The following is a 17445-nucleotide window of genomic DNA, read 5'->3' as shown; positions in this document are numbered from 1 at the left end:
CTTAGGCGTCCGGCTTCGCCATCATCAGCGCGGCGCGCTCGCAGGAGGCGACCAACGTGCCGTCCTGCTTGAACATCTCGTGCAGAAAGGTGACGATGCCCTGACCGGGCCGCGACTTGGAAGACCGTATACCGACCACCGTCGTCTTCGCCTTCACCGTGTCGCCGTGGAAGACGGGTGCGGGGAAGCGCACCTTCTCCATCCCGAGGTTCGCGACGGTGGTGTTCAGCGTCGTGTCGTTCACCGTCATGCCGATGAGGCAGCCAAGGGTGAAGAGGCTGTTGACCAGCGGCTTGCCGAACTCGGTCTCCGCCGCCTTGTGGTGGTCGATATGGAGCGGTTGCGGGTTCATGGTGGCGAGGCTGAACCAGGTATTGTCCGCCTCCGTGATCGTCCGTGTCCACTCATGGTCGAAGACCTGACCCTCCTCGAACTCGGAAAACCACAGACCGGGCATAGGGCTACTCCGCTTCCTTGGGGGTCAGCTTGATTTCGTACATGTTGGGCCAGTTCTTACCCGTGACGAAGAGCCGCCCCGAGCTCTCCTCATAGGCGATACCGTTGAGGACGTCGTTGATCGGGCTCTTGCGCAGGGCACGGGGGTACAGGCCCTGAAGGTCCGCCACCTGGTCGATGGCGCCGGTCTCGGGGTCGATCCGTACCAGGAAGTCCTGCATGAAGACGTTGGCCCAGACCCGCCCGTCCACATATTCGAGCTCGTTCAGCCGTCCGATCTTCTGCCCGGAGAGCGTCACCTCGACCTCGCCGATCTCCTCGAAGGTCTCGGGGTCGAGAAACCGCAGGCGGTCCGAGCCGTCGCTCATGATGAGGCGCTCGCCGTCATAGGTGAGGCCCCAGCCCTCTCCCTCATAGGAGAACTTGCCGACCTCCTCGAGGGTCTGAAGGTCGTAGACATAGGCCTCGCCGGAGCGCCAGGTGAGGGTGATTAGCCGCTCGCCGACCCGCGCCGTGCCCTCGCCGAACACCTCGTCCGGCAGGGCCACCTCCATCAGCGGGCGTCCGGTGCGGATGGACAGCTTGCGCAGGCGCGACTGCCCCTCCCGGCCCGTGCTCTCGATCAGCACGCCATCCGCGAACAGCAGGCCTTGGGTGAACGCCGTCGTCTCGTGCGGATAGGTGGCCACCACCTCCGCCTTCACCACTTCGGGCGTCAGCGGCGGCTGGAAGAAAAGAAGAAGGGCGAGAAGGCTAGTTTTCATGTTTCGCGCGGCTGTCGGGTAACGGAACATCGACGCTGATCGTCGTTCCCGCAACCCCCCGCGCGATATTGATCGTGCCTTCGACACCCTTCAGGAGCGAGGCGACGATGGTGGCGCCCATCGTGTTGCCCTTGGGCCATTCGACCCCCTCGGGCAGGCCGACGCCGTCATCCATCACCTCCAGCCGCATGACGCCGCCCGAAAGCTGGCGCAGGCTGACCTCGACCAGCCCAGCCTTGCGGTTCTGGAAGGCGTGCTGATAGGCGTTGGTGATGATCTCCGAGGCCAGAAGGCCGACCCGGGCCGCCGTCTCCACCGGCACGTAGAAGCTCTCGGTGGCGATGTTGAGGCGGATGTTCTCGCGGCCCTCGAGATGCCCGATCGTCGTCGCGATGCGGCTGAGATAGGCGCCGATGGGCACCTCGGCGTGCTCGGAGGTCTTGTTCATCTCCTGGTAGAGAAGCTGCAGCGTCTCGACCCGATAGGCGAGGGCGGCGTAGTCGATGCTGGGGTCGGCGCCCTGGGCCTTCTGGCTCTGTAGGCGGATCATCGAGACCACCATCTGCAGGTGGTTCTTCACCCGGTGCTGGATCTCCTGAAGCTGCTTCTCCGCCCGGTGCTGGGCCGCGGCGCTGACACCGGCCTGGCGCTGCAGCCCCAGGAAGGCCTGAAGCTGGCCTTCATCATCGTGGATCGGCTCGATCAGGAGCTCGTTCATGAAGGTCGAGCCATCGGCCCGGTAGTTCAGAAGCTCCGTGCGGTATCCTTGCCGCTCCTTGATGGCATCTCCCAGCTCAGCCACCACCTCACTGTCCGTATCAGGACCTTGCAGGAACCGGCAGTTCTGCCCGATCGCCACCTCGGCTGTGTAGCCGGTCAGCCGCTCGAATGCCCGGTTCACATAGACAATGGGGTTGTCGTCCATGTTCGGGTTGGTCAGCACGAAGGCGATGGGAAACCGCTCGAACGCGCTGACTTTCATCCTCTCCAGTGTGTTATTGTCCACTTGCCCTGAACCCTAGCCCTAGTTCACCCATGACGAAAGATGCCCTCTCTGATAACGTGGGCCGTGGAGAGTGAGCAATGTGTCAGTATCGCTCACGGTGCGACAAATTCGCTCATCACAGCGGTCTGCAGCGAGAAGAGAGCCAGTCTCTCGTATCTTCGGTCAAGTATTCAGAGATACGGTCAAACACTTGCGAATGGTAGTCATCGACCCATTCCCTTTCGTCACGGGTGAGTAGTTCACTTTCGATAAGCTCTCTTTCGAGTGGCGCGAAGGTCAGGTTCTCGAACCCCATCATGGAACGATCGGCGTCCCCGCCCTCGATCGGAGCTGCCTCGGTGACCACCACTAGGTTCTCGATGCGGATGCCGTACTCGCCCTCCTTGTAGTAGCCGGGCTCGTTCGAGCAGATCATGCCCGGCTCGAGGGCCTGGTCGATGGCGTGCTTGGAGATCTTCTGCGGCCCCTCATGGACGGAGAGGAAGCTGCCCACCCCGTGGCCTGTGCCGTGGTCGTAGTCGAGCCCTGCCATCCAGAGCGGCAGCCTCGCCAATGCATCAAGGGCGTGCCCTGACGTGCCCTTCGGAAAGCGCGCTCGAGCTAGCCCGATATGGCCCTTGAGGACCAGCGTGTAGCGCTCGCGCATCTCCGGGGTCGGCTCGCCGATGGCGGCCACGCGGGTGATGTCCGTCGTGCCGTCCTGGTACTGACCGCCCGAGTCGATGAGAAACAGCTCGCCTTTCTTCAGCGTGCGGTCGGTGGCTGAGGTCACCCGGTAGTGCGCCATGGCACCGTGGGGACCCGAGGCCGAGATCGTGTCGAAGCTGATGTCCTTCAGGACACCCGTCTCGCGGCGGAAACTTTCGAGCCTCTGCGCGGCGGCGATCTCGGTGACGGTCTCCTTCGGCGCTTCGATGCTCAGCCAACGAAGGAACTCTGTGATGGCGGCGCCGTCGCGCAGGTGAGCCTCGCGGGCGCCCTGCAGCTCGGCCTCGTTCTTGATGGCGCGGGGTAGGGAGACGGGGTCGGCGCCGCGCACCACCTTGCCGCCAGCCTCCTCGACGGCGGACAGGTAGAAAACCGGCGTGAGGCCAGGATCGACCAGCACCGACTTGCCCTCCTTCGCCAGCACGGCAAGGCGGGTGTCCACTTGGGCTTCAGCGTGGAGGGCGACCTCGTTGCCGAGATGGCTGCGCAGCTCGTCGGTGACCTTCTCGGGACGGACGAAGAGCTCCGCCTGGCCGTCCCTGTGTATGATCGCCCGGCCCAGGGGCAGGGGCGCGGCATGCACGTCGCCGCCGCGAATGTTGAACAGCCACGCGAGAGAGGAGGGGGAGGTGAGAAGGGCCAAGTCCGCTCCTGCTTCTGCCACGTCCTCGCCAATGCGCGTGCGCTTGTCGGCTGCATCCTCTCCGGCCAACTCTAGCGGGTGGGGGTTGATCTTGGCGGTCGGCTCGTCCGGGCGGTCCTGCCAGGCCTCGTCAATGGGGTTGGGCCGGACGGGCTTAAGGGTGAACCCCTTCTTCGCCGCCGCCTTCTGGAACGGCTTCAGCGCCGCTTCGGAGAACAGCATGGGGTCGTAGCCGATCACCTGCCCCTCCTCCGCGTTCTGACGAAGCCAGTCGGAGGGCGTCACGTCATGGGTCATCAGCAGCTCGAAATGCTGGTCGTCCACCTGGGCGGGAAGCTGGATCGAGTAGCGCCCATCGGAGAAGGCCGCTGCCTTGCCTGACAGCACAACCGCCGAACCCGCCGACCCCGAGAACCCCGTCAGCCACATCAGCCTCTCGGCATGGTCCGGCAGGTACTCGTTCAGATACTCGTCCTCATGGGGCACCAGGAAGCCGTCGAGGCCCAGGGCCTTCAGCCTCTCACGAAGCAGCGGCAGGTGCTTACCGGCGAAAGAGCGGTCGGAGACGGGATCGAAGGTCTGAAACATGGGTCACCTCAAAGGGGTAGAAGTCTTAGCCGTAGATGCGTTCCGGTAGCCATGTGGCCAGGGTCGGCACAAGCGCAAGGATCAGCAGCATTGCGATCTGGATCATGACGAAGGGCAGCGCCCCCCGGTAGATCGCCGCGGTGCTCACCCCTTCCGGGGCCACACCCCTCAGATAGAACAGTGCGAAGCCGAAGGGCGGTGTGAGGAAGCTCGTCTGCAGGTTCACCGCCATCAGCACGCCGAGCCACACCGGGTCCACCCCCGCCATTAGCAGCGGCGGCGCCACCAGCGGCACGACCACAAGCGTGATCTCGATGAAGTCGAGGAAGAAGCCGAGGACGAACATCACCACCATGACCATGACCAGCGCACCCACGGTGCCGCCTGGCGCTGCTTCCAGCGCCGCCGCCACGGTCTCGTCGCCGCCCAGCCCTCGGAAGACGAGGCTGAACAGCGCCGCGCCGATGAGGATGGTGAAGACCATGGAGGTCACCTGCGTGGTCTGCTCCAGGACAGGCTGCAGCAGCTTCCGCCCCATGGACCAGAAGCTGACGAAGAGCCCCGCCAGAAGAACGAGAGTGGCGATGGCGGCCAGCAAGATGGCGACGCTGTCCGCCGTCGACGCTTCCCGGCCCAGGCGCAGGTCGAAATTCGCAGCCAGCAGGAACAGGACCACCGCCGCGGCAATCCCTGCGGTCGCTAGATGCCTCTTCCACCCCTCTGCAATGCTCCGCTTGCTGCCTGCGATCAGAAACGCCCCCGCCGCCCCAATGGCCGAGGCCTCGGTGGCCGTCGCCGCGCCCGTGAGAATCGAGCCGAGCACGGCGATGATGAGGAGCAGCGGCGCAGGCAGGGTCCTGGCTGCCGCCTTCGCGCCCTCGGCCCAGCTATAGTGGTCCTCGTCAGGCACAGCGGGGCTAGCCGAGGGCCTAAGAAAGGCCACCGCCACGAGATAGAGAAGATAGAGCCCTACCAGCACGAGGCCCGGTATAAGCGCCCCGGCAAAAAGATCGCCCACGGAGATAGGCTCGGGTGAGAAAACCCCCTGGCTGATCTGCGCTTCCTGATAGGCGTTGCTCATGACGTCGCCAAGCAGGATCAGAACGATCGACGGCGGGATCACCTGACCCAAGGTCCCTGCCGCCGCAATCGACCCCGAGGCCAGCGCGGGTGAGTAGCCGCGCCTCAGCATGGTCGGCAGGCTGAGGAGTCCCATGGTTACCACCGTAGCACCCACAATGCCGGTGGATGCAGCGAGAAGCGCACCCACGATCATCACCCCGATGCCGAGGCCCCCCGGCAGCGGCCCGAACAGCCTCGCCGTGGTCTCGAGCAGCTCCTCGGCGATCCTGGCCCGCTCGAGCACCACGCCCATCAGCACGAAGAGCGGCACGGCGAGCAGCACCTGGTTCTTGACGATACCGAAGATGCGGATGGGGTAGGGCTCGCCGATAAAGGTCGGGTCCAAAACCCCCATGGCCAGGCCGATCAGTGCAAAGACGAGGGCCGTCCCCGCCAGGGTGAAGGCCGCCGGGAACCCCGCCAGCAAGAGCGCGCACAGCACCACGACCATGGCGATGTCGAGCCATGTCGCGCAGGCGCAGAAGCAGAGGATCAGGTCCTCGATCACCCCCGGCCCCGCAGCTTGTTCAGAAGCTCCGCCGCCCGCAGCTCCCCCGCGAAGAGGAGCATGACGGCAAAGGCCGGGATCAGCGACTTGAGAATATAGACGATGTGCAGACCCGAGGTCTCCTGGCTGCGCTCGAGCTGCGTCCAACTCGTCCCCACATAGCGCCAGCTCACCCAGATGATGAGGACGGACAGCGGCAAGACGAATATCAGCATGCCGACAAGATCGACCAGCGCCTGGCGCTTCTCACCAGCCTTGCCGTAGAAGATGTCCACCCGCACATGGCCGTCGCGCAGCAGCAGCGCCCCGGACGAAAGGAGGAACATGGCGCCGAAGAGGTAGAGCGTGCTCTCCTGAAGCCAGATGAAGCTGACCGAGAAGACCGAGCGCAGGAGCACCACGCCGAGCTGCACCACGAGCAGCGGCAGAACGCAGGCCCCGGCGATCCAAAAGCCTGCGCCGACGATGCGCCTCAAAGCCTCGCGCACAGCCGCCGAGAAGGGCGCTGCGAAGAGCGGCAGCAAAAGCAGGGCAATGACGAGAAGCTTAGCCGTCATCCGCCAGCTTGCGTCCTGACGAGGTCGATAGCGGCCAGAGCATTGTTCAGCATATGGACCAGTGTGACGGCGAAGAAGGACTTCCACCAGGAGGCGGGCCGCTGTCCGATCCAGATGACGCTGAGGACGAAGAAGATCCAGGTGGGCGCGATGCCCCAGGCGGCAGCGATCGAGCCGTGTAGAATGCCCCAGGCGACGGTCTGCGCCGCGATCTGCCAGCCAGGGGGCACACGGACGAGAGACATGAGCGCGAAGCCGATGGCCATCATCAACGTCTCGACCACCGGCGCGAAGAGCACGACGCCTCCGACATTGGCCCAGACGGGCAACTCGTCCGACCACACCTCGTCACCGACGCGCTCGAACATCTCCGGCGGCAGGATCTGCTGCGCCACCAGCACCAGCAAGAGCGCCGGGATGGTGGCCGTCGCCCATCCGGACAGCACGACGAGGGGGAGGGGAGCCTCGGGGTTCCTCAGGGTAGAGAAAGGCCAGACCTTCATCGGATCAGCCTCTGGCGAGCGTCGATAAAGGCGGCATCGGTGATGGCCGTCAGCGGCATGGTTTTCCTCAGTGTGCCCATATAGCTCTCATGGATCTCGCGCGCGATGGGCGAGCTCTCCGCGATCTCCTCCAGCACCTCGAGCGTTTTCTCCGCGAGAAGGGCCATCACATCGTCCGGCATGGGGGTCAGCCGTGCGCCGTGCTCCTCAGTCAGCACACCGAGGGCGTCGGCGTTGCGGATGACATAGGTGCCGATGCTCTCATGGTTGGCCGAGCGCATGGCGGCCTTGATGATCGCCTGCTCCTGCGCGCTCATCGAGTTCCAGAGGTCGAGATTCATGCCCACGGAAAGCTGCGCGTTAGGCTCGTGAAAGCCAGGCCACATATAGTACTGCGCTTCGCGGTAGAAACCCATGGCGAGGTCGTTCCACGGACCCACCCACTCGGTCGCGTCGATGGCGCCGGACTGGAGCGACTGGTAGAGCTCCGACCCCGGAAGAAGCACGGGCGAGGCCCCCGCTCTTCTCATCACCTCACCGCCGATACCGGGCATACGGATCTTGAGACCGCGCAGGCCGTCCACATCGGTGAGCTCCCGCTTGAACCAGCCGCCGAGCTGGTGGCCTGTATTGCCCGAGGCGAAGGGCTTGATGCCGAAAGGCTCGGCTAGCCGGTCCCACAGCTCCTGCCCGCCGCCGGCCTCCAGCCAGCCGACCTGCTCGGTCACGGTCATGCCGAAGGGGACGGCGGTGAAGTAGGGATAGGCGCGGGACTTCGACGTCCAGTAGTAGTCCGCACCGTGATAGAGATCCGCCGCGCCCGATGCCACCGCATCGAAGACATCGAACGCACCCACCAGCTCCCCGGCAGCAAAGACCTTGATGTCGATGGCCCCGCCGGTCAGATCGCGTATGAAATCCGCTGTCCGCTCCGCTGCGTCGCCGAGGCCGGGAAAGTCCTTGGGCCAGGTGGTCACCATCTTCAGCCGACGCGGCTCGATCCCGGCTACGGCCTGGGCTGGGGCTACGGCGGCGCAGCGCTCGGCGCAGTCGCACCCAGCCAGTAGCAAGGGCGCCCCAAGCGCCGCCTTCTTCAGAAATCCGCGCCGTCCTACGCTCTCGCTCACGCTCGCCCCGTTCGTCCTCCGCGCGGGTCCTCTCAGGTGGAACCTCGCGCCAGCGCCGCACATTGGCGGGATGCGCGCCGAGCGTCAAAGGGAGAGAGCGCATGAAGCGCGAGCAGCTCGAACAGGACTGGCTGAAGCTGACCCGTAAGGCGATGCCCGAAGCGGCGAAGGACAGGGACTGGCCGGTGCGCTTCGACCACTGCTTCCAGCGCATCCTGCTCGACAACGCCGCGGGCCGGGTCTGGTACGAGGTGATCGAGAAGCGCCCAGCCTACCGCCACGCGCCGGAGGGGATGCTGCGGGAGGCGTTGGAGCTGGGGCATGAGGTCATGGAGGGCCGGGCTGACCTGCACACGCTCAACCGGGAGAGTTTGCGGATGAGAGGGAAGCTCAAGGAAGAGCCGTAACCTCTCCCTCGGGAGAGGTCCAAATCTTTGATTTGGGGAGAGGGGAGTAGACGGACTGTAGCCCTCTTCTCGACATCGAAGATGTCGGTCTCTTCCAAGGGAGAGACAAGAAACCCAGCCCTACTTCCCGCCGGTCAGCAGCGTCATCGCGCGCACGCGCCGGTCGGCGAGGACAGCCATCATCGCCTTGGAGGCTACCTCGCGGAACTGCGCCCCGCCGACGGCCTCCTTGGCCGCCTTGCGCACAGCCATCAGGCGGAAGGGGCTGCTGAGGAACATGGCCGGTACCATGAGGTAGCGGACGACCGGGTTCATCTTCCGTGCCTGGAGGCTGGCCGAACGCTTGGCCTGCAGGCGGACGCGGCGCATCACCTCGCGGCGGTCCGAGGGCGTCGCGATCGACACGCGCGCCTCGGTGGCGGGGTTGATGCGGTGGCCACGGCCGGAGATCGCGTCGAGCAGGTGCCCGTCGCGCAGGATCGGGCCGAGCTGCTCATGCAGCTCCCGCAGAACGCTCTTCCTGAACACCATCGTGTCCGAGCCCTGGCTGCGGCCCTTTTTGCGCTCCGCCTCGTCCATGAAGAACGCCACCCTGGCCCAGGGGCTCAGCGGGTCGGCATTGGCGGCGCAGACGCTGAGCGCGCCCGTCTTGGGCAGCTCGGCAAACGCCTTGGAGCACTCCAGCGCCCAGTCATCGGCGGGCTCGGTGCCCCCCGACAGGAACGCCACATAGTCGCAATCGGTGGTGCTGAGCGCGTCTTCCAGCACCCGGTCCATCTCTTCGGGCTCTTCGGGCAGGGAGCGCAGGCGCACCGCGCCGTTGCCCGCGGCCACGTTCAGCGCTTCGAGGGTTCTCTTGCGCCCGCGATCGTCGTCGCCCGAGACCAGGAAGCAGAGGATGCCGCCCTGGTGCGCCTCGGCCGGGGGAGCCGTACGGGGCAGGGGCATCGCGGCGGCCTGGGGGCTCACCTCCTCGCCCGCGCCCATCCCGATGGGGCCGACCGCGCCTTGGGTCAGTGCGATGGAGAAGGGGTCGTGCGCCTCGGACGCAGGCTCCTCCGCCTCATCCGCAGGTGCCTCGGCCTGGAACGGCGAGCGGTGGAAGGCCTCGGGCTCGTCCTCCGCCTCGGCTGCGGCGGGGGGCAGCTCGTCATCGTCCTCTTCCGTGAGGTCGAGGCCGATCTTGTCCGCCAGAAGGTCCAGGGGCGACTTGTCGGCGTCGTCGATCACCGGGGGGAGGTCGTCATCGGCAGGCACCGCGGCGGGCGCCTTCGGCTTGCTGGTCGCAGGAACGCCGTCATCGCCGAACAGTCCCGACAGCCCGTGATCGTCGTTTGCCATGATCTTAGGTTCCCTGTTCAACCCCAAAGGCCCTGCGGCCTAGTTCCCGGTTCGGAAGTGCATCACGTCGCCGTCGCGCACCTCGTAGTCCTTGCCCTCGATCCGCTGCTTCCCGGCCTCCTTGGCAGGCGTTTCGCCGCCCAGTGAGACATAATCCTCGTAAGCGATGGTTTCGGCTCGAATAAACTTCTTCTCGAAGTCTGTATGGATAACTCCCGCGGCCTCCGGGGCAAGGGCGCCTTTGCGGATTGTCCACGCACGCGCCTCTTTCGGGCCTGCAGTAAAGTAAGTGTGAAGTCCGAGGAGCTCGTAGCCCGCCCTGATGAGCCGGTTCAGCCCTGGCTCCTGTAACCCTATCTCACTCAGGAACTCCGCCGCCTCCTCGTCGTCCAAGGTGGCGAGCTCCGATTCGATCTTCGCGGAGATCACGACGGCGGCGGCGTTCTGCATCTTGGCTTCTTGCAGGACTTTGCTTGAGTATTCGTTGCCTTCGCCGGCGGAATCCTCATCGACATTGGCCACGAACAGGATCGGCTTGGTGGTCAGGAGCTGCAGCCCTCGCCAGGCCTTCATCTCGTCCTTCGAGACCTCCGCCGCGCGTGCAGGCCGCCCCTCGCGCAGCTCGGCCAGCGCCCGGTCGACCAGGACCAGGGTCTTCTTAGCCTCCTTGTCCTGCCCCTTGGCCTTCTTCTCGAGGTTCGCCCGGCGCTTCTCCAGGCTCTCGAGATCGGCCAGCATCAGCTCCGTCTCCACCGTCTCGTAGTCGGCGATGGGGTCGATCCGACCTTCGACGTGCGTAATGTCGTCATCCTCGAAGCAGCGCAGCACATAGGCCACCGCGTCCACCTCGCGGATATTGGCCAGGAACTGGTTGCCGAGGCCTTCCCCCTTGGAGGCGCCACGCACCAGCCCGGCAATGTCCACGAACTGAAGCCGCGAGGGGATGATCTCGGCGGACTTCGCGATCTCGGCGAGCTTCTGGAGCCGAGGCTCGGGCACCGCCACATCCCCCACATTGGGCTCGATGGTGCAGAAAGGATAGTTCGCCGCCTGCGCCGCCGCCGTCTTGGTCAGCGCGTTGAAAAGCGTCGACTTGCCCACATTGGGAAGCCCGACAATGCCGCATTTGAAGCCCATGATGTGTCCGCCGGGTTGAAGAGTGAACGCAGGGCTATGGCGGGGGAGGGGATTGGGTGCAAGAGACAGTAAGCGACGGGGGTTACTCGCCTAGCGGACGGTAAGGTGTAGCGTACCTTGACCTTACGCTATGTTCGCAAAGAGCGGGCCAAGATTACTGTCGCTCGACGCTTCTTCCTTGGCTTGAGCAGCTCGCTCAGACCAAATATCATTCCAAATCTCGTAGGTTTCGCGGACCATTTGATCTAACTGTGCGTAGCTGAAGAGGTCATACTGATCTGCAAACTCGAAATTGGCTACTCGCTTCTTGTTTCGTCCAGCGGAAAGAGTGATGATGGCTAGGTTCACGTCAGCGAAGTCAGGGTTGCCTTCGCGAATACGTTGGTGCATTGTAGAGAAAGCAAACCTCTTAGCATCTACGGTGAGTTTCTCTACCTTTCTTACGTCAAGGAGTGGCACGCAAGTTTGACTCCGTAGCTGGAGGACCATAGGCGACCAGTAACATAACTTCCGTGACGTCCCGATTGAGATGGGAATAAAATCGTGAGGTCTGCCTATAATCTCTTCTCTATCAGCGAAAGATCTTAGGCATTTTGCAACTTCGGCGTTGGCTTTGTACGCGTCTTCAAAGTTGCGTTCCTTCCTGCAGCTATCTTTTATTCCGGCCAAAATCGCATCCAGGGGAATCTTCTCTGCGTCTGGAAACAATCCGACCTTCAGGTTCAGTATGCTGCCGAAAGCATTGCGGACGTGGGAGTAGCTGTAGGGTGGCCAACCTTTCTTCAGGCGCTGAAGTGCAGCTCTTTTCTCGTCTCGACCCATTGGGGCGATGCGCGCAAGGTCTTGCTCAGGGATTGAACGGTTCGTCATCGGCGATCTCACTCAGTCTTGGGGCATGCCCGATTTGCATTTTGTGTTGATTGAATTTTTCTCGGATCAATTCGTTCGGTATACGAAGCCCAAAGTTTGCTGTTGCTTCCCCGCACTCGACTACTGCTGCCCAAGGCGAGCCTGCTACGTGTGACAAATCAACTAGCTGTCCTGCAGTCATATGACCGAGCGTAGCAATGATTTGCCCTGTCACTGCAAGCACATTTTTATCCCGGACTGCTGGCAGTTGCGTCTCTTGTTCCGTCAGAGGGTTGATCTTCGAAGCTCGCCCGCAAATGATCCCTGCACCGTATTTTTTGAAAGCGGCGTATGATCCCGGATGGACCGGGCCGTAGCGCCATGCCTCAAAGTATCCTGATACTAGCGGTTCGCCGGTGCGTTGCAGAAACAAGCCGTGCGTAAAGTATAGCAGCTTTTGCAAAGCCAAGTTCGAAATCTGCACACCGCGATGGTCAGCTTCATCCAGCAGTAGGTTGCAAACAGCACGTGGATCGAACGGAGGAAACATGAAATGCGATTAGACGGATTCTAAAAAATACCAATACGGGTGTTCTCAAAACGTTCTAGCTCGCAAGCTCTCCGAGGTCGAGTCAGATGTTGGCTTGAGAAATTTATCCTCTTCCGTTGCACCCACGTTAAATAACGACCGTTGCGACAAGACCGGGGCGGTGGGCGCCTGACCTTCCTGCTTGTCGCTGCGGCGGGTGTTGGTGCCCTTCGGGGAAGCGAGCTGGTGCGTCCGGCTAACGCGGCCAGAGGATCACGGCAGCCATCGGGGTGAGCTAAGGATTGGCCCCTGCATTCCCACCGGAATGGTCCGCCGTACCGCGCGCCTCGTATCGGTGTGGGAGCCGATCATGCGGAAGCACAGTTTACAACCTCTTCCCTCGCTTCGGCAACGAGGCGCGCGGGACACCCCGGACCAGCTGACAACCGACCGTGGGCGGGCGCTTCGGCGTGCCTGGTTTCTCCCGCCGTCATCCCGGACGCGTAGCGATCCGGGACCCATGGACCGAAGGCTGCCGCACAGAGCGACCGCAGAACGTCTACGNTTACGAACAACCGACCTCGGGCGGACGTTTCGGCGTGCCTGGTTTCTCCCATCGTCATCCCGGACGCGTAGCGATCCGGGACCCATGGACCGAACGCCAGCAACACGAAGCGACCGCCTAACGCCTACGAACCCTCCGTCCATGGGTCCCGGATAGCCTTCGCCTTCCGGGATGACGGCGGATGGGGACGTAGGGCGGACGGCGCAGCCGGCCGCGCTGACAACGCCCGCCCCCGAACGCGGCCGGCTTTGCCGTCCGCCCTACGAGAAGGAACCTTTGATGCCCCGACGCTACACCTACACGCCCTGCGCCAAGCGCCGGGCCAAACGTATCCTCGCCCCGTGGTGGACGGAGTATGACGATCTGCGCCTGCGCCAGATCGAGGAGGCTCAGAAAGCCGACAAGAGGAAGCGCTGACGCCCTAGGGCGGCTGCCTGTCCCCGGATCGCCCCAAGCGCCCCCGCTTCCGGCAGCCGCGAGAGAGCGAGGGACGGTGGGTGCGGCGAGGGCGGCTGCCCTACCCAGATCCTGAAGATACGCACCCGCCTAGCGGGTAGTGGTCAGTTCGAACATCCAGGCAGAGAACTGGCACCACCCCTACCTCTCCCTCTGGGAGAGGTCGAAGGCTGCGTAGCAGGCTTCGGGTGAGGGCCTTCGAGGAACTAAACTCATCCCATCACTCGCCCTCACTCGACATCGAAGATGTCGATCTCTCCCAAAGGGAGAGAAAGGCGACCAGACCCCCTCAACCAAGAAGACTGCCGCTTTCGTTTCGAACTGACCCGCTGCCGCCCGGCGGGGCCGCTTGCCAACCCGCGCGCCCGTCCATAAGCCCCGCGGGGTGAGCGCCAACCGTTTCGATGCCATTCGTCTCGTCTTCGCCGCGGCGGTGGCGGTCTACCACCTGGTCGTCCTGGCGTCCCTCGATTCGTCGGGGGAGCTGGAGCGTCTTCTCGGACGGTTTGCCGAACTGTCCGTCCAGGGATTTTTCATCCTCTCCGGCGCCCTGGTATACGGATCGTGGCAGCGCTCGGCCTCCATCGCCGACTATGCCGGCAAGCGCATCAGGAGGCTCTACCCGGCCTACGCGGCGGTGATCCTTGTGCCCTCGCTGATCGCCATGCTGCTCGGCGGGGAGGCGGGGGGAGTGGCCCGGTATCTCGCGGCGAACCTCGCTTTCCTGAACTTCCTCCACCCCGACCTGCCGGGGCTTTTCGAGGGGCAGCGGTTCGAGGCGGTCAACGGATCGCTCTGGACCCTGAAGATCGAGGTGATGTTCTACATCGCCCTCGTCATCCTCGGTCCGCTCCTGGCCTGGACCGCGGAGCGCCGCACAGCCTTTCTCTCAGGGCTGCTCGCAGTCTTCTATATCGGCGGAGAGCTCTGGCATCTCGGCTTCCTCATCGCGGCGGAAGAGACGGGCAGGCCCATCCTCGCCATCCTGGCAAGGCAGCTTCCCGGCCAGATGGCCTACTTCACCGCCGGGATGGCGCTCTGGCACTGGCAGCAGGTGATCCGTACCCATCTGAGCCGGGTCGGCGCCGCCGCATTGGTCCTGACGGTGCTGTCCTTCTTCGTTCCCGAAGGGGCGTTCCTCCGGCCGGTAGGGCTGGCCGGGGTCATCGCATGGCTGGCCTGGTCTCCAGGCATCGCCCTGCCGGTCACGCGGTACGGAGACTTCTCCTACGGCATTTATATCTGCCACTTCCCGATCATCCAGAGCCTGGTGGCGAGCGGCCTGTTCGAAGAGAGCCCCGCCCTCGCCGTAGCGGCCTCGGTCTTATGCACCCTCGGCGCGAGCGTGCTACTATGGCACCTCGTCGAGCGCCCAGCCCTCCGCCGGACGAGCCACTACAGGAAAGCGGATCAGCACTGACCTAGGCCGCCGCGGCGAAGAGGTCCTGCTGCTCGGCGGGCTTCTTCATCCGCGCTTCGAGCGCCCCGGATTCGAGAAGCGAGGTAGGCGTCCAGTCCAGCGCCGTGACGAAAGGCCTAATCTTGCGCACCGAGGCCGCGACCCGCGTCAGGTCGTCATAGCGCAGGCGGCCGAAGCGGCGGGCGGCGAGGATCTTCTCCACCCCCTTGGTGCCGACGCCGGGGATGCGCAGCAGCTCCTCCTTGGTCGCCGAGTTCACGTCGATGGGGAAGAAGCCCTGGTTCTTCAGCGCCCAGATCAGCTTGGGGTCCGCGGCAAGGTCGAGCATGCCGCCATCCATGGTGGAGATGATCTCGTCGCGCCGGAACCCGTAGAACCTCGTCAGCCAGTCCGCTTGGTAGAGGCGGTGCTCACGGATCAGCGGCGGCTTGTTCACCGGCATGCCGGGCTTGCTGTCGGGGATGGGCGAGAAGGCAGAGTAGTAGACCCTCCGCAAGCGGTGCTTGTCGTAGAGGTCGGTGGCGGTGGTAAGCACCTGCGCATCGTCTTCTTTGTCGGCGCCGACGATCATCTGGGTGGACTGGCCGCCCGGCGCGAACAGTTTTGGTTTGGCACGGAGAGTCTTCTCGCGCTTATGGGCCTCGATCGCGTCCTTGAGGCCCGCCATGGCATCTTCGATGCCGCCGCGGTCCTTCTCCGGCGCGAGCTTCTTCAGGCTGTTCGCGGTAGGCAGCTCGATATTGATCGACACCCGGTCGGCATGGCGCCCCGCCGCCTCGATCAGCTCGGGCGAGGCTTCGGGGATCGTCTTGAGGTGCATATAGCCGCCGAAGTCGTGCTCCTCGCGTAAGATTCGAGCAACCTCGACGATCTGCTCCATCGTGTAGTCGGGGGAGCGGATGATCCCCGAGCTGAGGAAAAGCCCCTCGATATAGTTGCGCTTGTAGAACTCGACGGTCAGGTCCGCGACTTCCTGCGGGGTGAAGCGCGCCCGCTCGACCCCGGAGCTCGCCCGGTTAATGCAGTAGGCGCAGTCGAAGATGCAGGAGTTGGTCAGCAGCACCTTCAAAAGACTGATGCACCGGCCGTCCGGCGCATAGGCGTGGCAGATACCCATGCCCTCGATCGAGCCGACACCCTTGCCGTCCCGGCTGTCGCGCTTCTTGCTGCCGGAGGAGGCGCAGGAGGCATCGTACTTCGCCGCGTCGGCGAGGATCTTGAGCTTGGCGATGGTCTTTTCGGATACGGCCATGTTCCGAAGATGTTCCGTTTTGCCGCGTAGTTCAAGTGGCGAATGGGTAGGAAAACTATCCCCTCAAACGCTTGATGCTGCTACAGTTTTTGGCTCCGCGGCAGTTCGTTTCGCAAAGCCCCTGGAGGCCAGGATCAGAAGCCCGAACACGCCCGCGCAGTAGAACGCCATCCAGCCGAACTGGCTTGGAAGGGAGACGCCCCGGTCGATCAGCGCCCCTGTGATCCAGGGGCCAAGGGCGGTGGCGAAGACCATGGCCGACTGGGTGACCGAGCGGATCGCGCCAAGATATCTGGTGCCGTAGACCTCGGGCCATAAGGAGCCGAACAGGGTGGTGGCGAAGCCGTAGCTGACGCCGAACAGGCCGAAGAAGACGATGACGCCGAGGCTTCCGTCCAGGAAGGCGACCGCCAGGCAGCCGAGCGCCAAAGGCATCATCACCACGGGCAGGAGGCGCACCGCGCCGAAGCGGTCCACCAGCCTGCCCGTCAGAAGCGCGAAGCCCACGGTGAGCGCGGCCATGACCGGGATGCCCGCGCCCATCACCTGGTCGGAGAGCCCGCGCAGCTCGGCCAGGTGGTCGCGGTGGAAGAACAGGGTCGTGCCGATGAAAGGCGGCGCCAGCACGCCGGTGCTCATGGCGTAGAAGAGCGGGTCGCGCAGCACCTCGCCGCGGGTCCAGTCGCGGGCACGGCTTTTGGCGGTGACGGCTTCGCCTTCGGGTTCGCGGGGCTTCTTCAGGAGCCACACGATCGCGGGCCAGGCGAGAAAGATCAGGACCGCTGCTCCGGCGAGCCACCCCACCTGGTATCCATAGCTCGCGACCAGAAGCGTGAAGGTCAGGGGCAGCACTGCCTCTTGCGCCTGGAAACCGAGCACCACGAAGGAGATCGCCTTGCCCCGCGAGGCTGCGAACCAGCGCGCGGTCTCGGTCAGGGCGATATGGCTCATCATGCCCTGGCCTAGGAGGCGAAGGAGAAAGAGGCTCACCCCCAGCATCAGCACCGAGGAGGCAAGCGCCATGGAGACGCAGGCTGTCGCCAGAAGCGGGATCACCACGGCCGCCACCTGCCAGCCGGGGCGGACATCCATCACCTTGCCCACGAAGGGCAGGACAGCGGCGCTGCCCAAGGTGGCGAGGCCGTAGAGGTTGCCCCACTCGCCATTGGTCATGCCGAAAGCCTCGCGCAGCTCTCCCCCCGAGGCGCCGATGAAGATCGTCTGCCCGAAGCCCGAGAAGAGCGTCAGAAGAAATCCCCCACCAATCCAGCGGGCGTTATCCTGGAGAAAGCGCATGGTGGGCGGATGGGGGATTGGCGCATCGTAAGCAACCCGTCATCCCGGAAGCCGAAGGCTATCCGGGACCTATGGACCAAAAGCTAGTTCAAAAGTGCGCCGTCGCTCCAGTTTGAGCCCCCCGGCCATGGGTCCCGGATAAGTGCTACGCACTTTCCGGGATGACGGGTCACGCTAACCCAATCGCCCCACGCCATTGGTTCTTTAGCTT

17 protein-coding genes are annotated in these 17445 nt (G+C 64.0%); 3 read left to right on the top strand and 14 right to left on the bottom strand.

Features of this window, described 5'->3' with window-relative positions:
• Position 1: 1 nt before the first annotated feature.
• The 8 genes from NOG11_RS04265 to NOG11_RS04230 form a co-directional block, all read right to left on the bottom strand.
• Positions 2–457: a MaoC family dehydratase gene (locus NOG11_RS04265; protein WP_256618442.1), complete on the bottom strand. Its 456-nt coding sequence runs from the start codon at positions 455–457 to the stop codon at positions 2–4.
• A gap of 4 nt (positions 458–461) precedes the next feature.
• A complete protein-coding gene (locus NOG11_RS04260) occupies positions 462–1220 on the bottom strand; it encodes a glutaminyl-peptide cyclotransferase (RefSeq protein WP_256618441.1) in 759 nt (252 codons plus the stop codon).
• The gene (locus NOG11_RS04255) at positions 1210–2202 is read right to left on the bottom strand and encodes a PAS domain-containing protein (protein ID WP_256618440.1); all 993 of its coding nucleotides are present in this window, start codon (positions 2200–2202) and stop codon (positions 1210–1212) included. The genes NOG11_RS04260 and NOG11_RS04255 overlap by 11 nt, the downstream gene beginning before the upstream one ends.
• A gap of 139 nt (positions 2203–2341) precedes the next feature.
• A complete protein-coding gene (locus NOG11_RS04250) occupies positions 2342–4165 on the bottom strand; it encodes an aminopeptidase P family protein (RefSeq protein ID WP_256618439.1) in 1824 nt (607 codons plus the stop codon).
• 25 nt (positions 4166–4190) lie between these two features.
• Positions 4191–5738, bottom strand: a complete 1548-nt coding sequence (locus tag NOG11_RS04245) for a TRAP transporter large permease (RefSeq protein WP_305888920.1) — start codon at positions 5736–5738, stop codon at positions 4191–4193.
• 53 nt (positions 5739–5791) lie between these two features.
• Positions 5792–6352 carry a TRAP transporter small permease subunit gene (locus NOG11_RS04240; protein WP_256618437.1) on the bottom strand — a complete coding sequence of 187 codons (561 nt, stop codon included), beginning with the start codon at positions 6350–6352 and terminating at the stop codon, positions 5792–5794.
• Positions 6349–6855 carry a hypothetical protein gene (locus NOG11_RS04235; RefSeq protein ID WP_256618436.1) on the bottom strand — a complete coding sequence of 169 codons (507 nt, stop codon included), beginning with the start codon at positions 6853–6855 and terminating at the stop codon, positions 6349–6351. Before NOG11_RS04235 ends, NOG11_RS04240 begins: the two co-directional genes overlap by 4 nt.
• Positions 6852–7982 (bottom strand): TRAP transporter substrate-binding protein, encoded by a 1131-nt coding sequence (locus tag NOG11_RS04230; RefSeq protein ID WP_256618435.1) that lies wholly within the window; start codon positions 7980–7982, stop codon positions 6852–6854. The genes NOG11_RS04235 and NOG11_RS04230 overlap by 4 nt, the downstream gene beginning before the upstream one ends.
• A 101-nt stretch (positions 7983–8083) precedes the next feature.
• Between NOG11_RS04230 and NOG11_RS04225 the strand changes: the two genes are divergently transcribed.
• Entirely contained in the window at positions 8084–8389 is a 306-nt protein-coding gene (locus tag NOG11_RS04225; RefSeq protein ID WP_256618434.1) for a hypothetical protein, read from the top strand.
• Positions 8390–8509: 120 nt separating this feature from the next.
• On the opposite strand, the gene NOG11_RS04220 is transcribed toward NOG11_RS04225, so the two are convergent.
• The 4 genes from NOG11_RS04220 to socA all read right to left on the bottom strand — a co-directional run bounded on the left by NOG11_RS04220 (position 8510) and on the right by socA (position 12266).
• Entirely contained in the window at positions 8510–9730 is a 1221-nt protein-coding gene (locus NOG11_RS04220; protein WP_256618433.1) for a hypothetical protein, read from the bottom strand.
• 39 nt (positions 9731–9769) lie between these two features.
• Entirely contained in the window at positions 9770–10867 is a 1098-nt protein-coding gene (gene ychF / locus NOG11_RS04215) for a redox-regulated ATPase YchF (protein WP_256618432.1), read from the bottom strand.
• Between the two features lie 123 nt (positions 10868–10990).
• On the bottom strand, positions 10991–11737 hold the full coding sequence (gene socB / locus NOG11_RS04210; protein ID WP_256618431.1) for a type VI toxin-antitoxin system SocB family DNA replication inhibitor toxin: 747 nt from the start codon (positions 11735–11737) through the stop codon (positions 10991–10993).
• Complete coding sequence (socA, locus tag NOG11_RS04205; protein WP_256618429.1) at positions 11715–12266, bottom strand: type VI toxin-antitoxin system SocA family antitoxin; 552 nt, start codon at positions 12264–12266, stop codon at positions 11715–11717. The genes socB and socA overlap by 23 nt, the downstream gene beginning before the upstream one ends.
• 823 nt (positions 12267–13089) lie before the next feature.
• On the opposite strand from socA, the gene NOG11_RS04200 reads away from it, so the two are divergent.
• Together NOG11_RS04200 and NOG11_RS04195 are read left to right on the top strand one after the other, a co-directional pair.
• Positions 13090–13227, top strand: coding sequence for a hypothetical protein (locus NOG11_RS04200; protein WP_256618428.1), 138 nt, complete (start codon positions 13090–13092; stop codon positions 13225–13227).
• A gap of 424 nt (positions 13228–13651) precedes the next feature.
• Entirely contained in the window at positions 13652–14686 is a 1035-nt protein-coding gene (locus NOG11_RS04195) for an acyltransferase family protein (protein ID WP_256618427.1), read from the top strand.
• Between the two features lies 1 nt (position 14687).
• On the opposite strand, the gene NOG11_RS04190 is transcribed toward NOG11_RS04195, so the two are convergent.
• Complete coding sequence (locus tag NOG11_RS04190; protein ID WP_256618426.1) at positions 14688–15938, bottom strand: putative DNA modification/repair radical SAM protein; 1251 nt, start codon at positions 15936–15938, stop codon at positions 14688–14690.
• 63 nt (positions 15939–16001) lie between these two features.
• The gene (locus NOG11_RS04185; protein ID WP_256618425.1) at positions 16002–17234 is read right to left on the bottom strand and encodes an MFS transporter; all 1233 of its coding nucleotides are present in this window, start codon (positions 17232–17234) and stop codon (positions 16002–16004) included.
• Positions 17235–17445 lie beyond the last annotated feature (211 nt).

The sequence above is a fragment of the Parvularcula maris genome, assembly GCF_024505085.1.
GTDB lineage: Bacteria > Pseudomonadota > Alphaproteobacteria > Caulobacterales > Parvularculaceae > Parvularcula > Parvularcula maris.
The sequence above is the reverse complement of the archived record's forward strand: the minus strand, read 5'-3'. Positions and strand labels throughout refer to the sequence as shown.

Coding starts and splice junctions, on each gene's coding strand:
- NOG11_RS04265 (WP_256618442.1), bottom strand. CDS start 457: ATGCCCGGTCTGTGGTTTTCCGAGTTCGAGGAGGGTCAGGTCTTCGAC.
- NOG11_RS04260 (WP_256618441.1), bottom strand. CDS start 1,220: ATGAAAACTAGCCTTCTCGCCCTTCTTCTTTTCTTCCAGCCGCCGCTG.
- NOG11_RS04255 (WP_256618440.1), bottom strand. CDS start 2,202: ATGAAAGTCAGCGCGTTCGAGCGGTTTCCCATCGCCTTCGTGCTGACC.
- NOG11_RS04250 (WP_256618439.1), bottom strand. CDS start 4,165: ATGTTTCAGACCTTCGATCCCGTCTCCGACCGCTCTTTCGCCGGTAAG.
- NOG11_RS04245 (WP_305888920.1), bottom strand. CDS start 5,738: ATGGTCGTGGTGCTGTGCGCGCTCTTGCTGGCGGGGTTCCCGGCGGCC.
- NOG11_RS04240 (WP_256618437.1), bottom strand. CDS start 6,352: ATGACGGCTAAGCTTCTCGTCATTGCCCTGCTTTTGCTGCCGCTCTTC.
- NOG11_RS04235 (WP_256618436.1), bottom strand. CDS start 6,855: ATGAAGGTCTGGCCTTTCTCTACCCTGAGGAACCCCGAGGCTCCCCTC.
- NOG11_RS04225 (WP_256618434.1), top strand. CDS start 8,084: ATGAAGCGCGAGCAGCTCGAACAGGACTGGCTGAAGCTGACCCGTAAG.
- NOG11_RS04220 (WP_256618433.1), bottom strand. CDS start 9,730: ATGGCAAACGACGATCACGGGCTGTCGGGACTGTTCGGCGATGACGGC.
- ychF (WP_256618432.1), bottom strand. CDS start 10,867: ATGGGCTTCAAATGCGGCATTGTCGGGCTTCCCAATGTGGGCAAGTCG.
- socB (WP_256618431.1), bottom strand. CDS start 11,737: ATGACGAACCGTTCAATCCCTGAGCAAGACCTTGCGCGCATCGCCCCA.
- socA (WP_256618429.1), bottom strand. CDS start 12,266: ATGTTTCCTCCGTTCGATCCACGTGCTGTTTGCAACCTACTGCTGGAT.
- NOG11_RS04200 (WP_256618428.1), top strand. CDS start 13,090: ATGCCCCGACGCTACACCTACACGCCCTGCGCCAAGCGCCGGGCCAAA.
- NOG11_RS04190 (WP_256618426.1), bottom strand. CDS start 15,938: ATGGCCGTATCCGAAAAGACCATCGCCAAGCTCAAGATCCTCGCCGAC.
- NOG11_RS04185 (WP_256618425.1), bottom strand. CDS start 17,234: ATGCGCTTTCTCCAGGATAACGCCCGCTGGATTGGTGGGGGATTTCTT.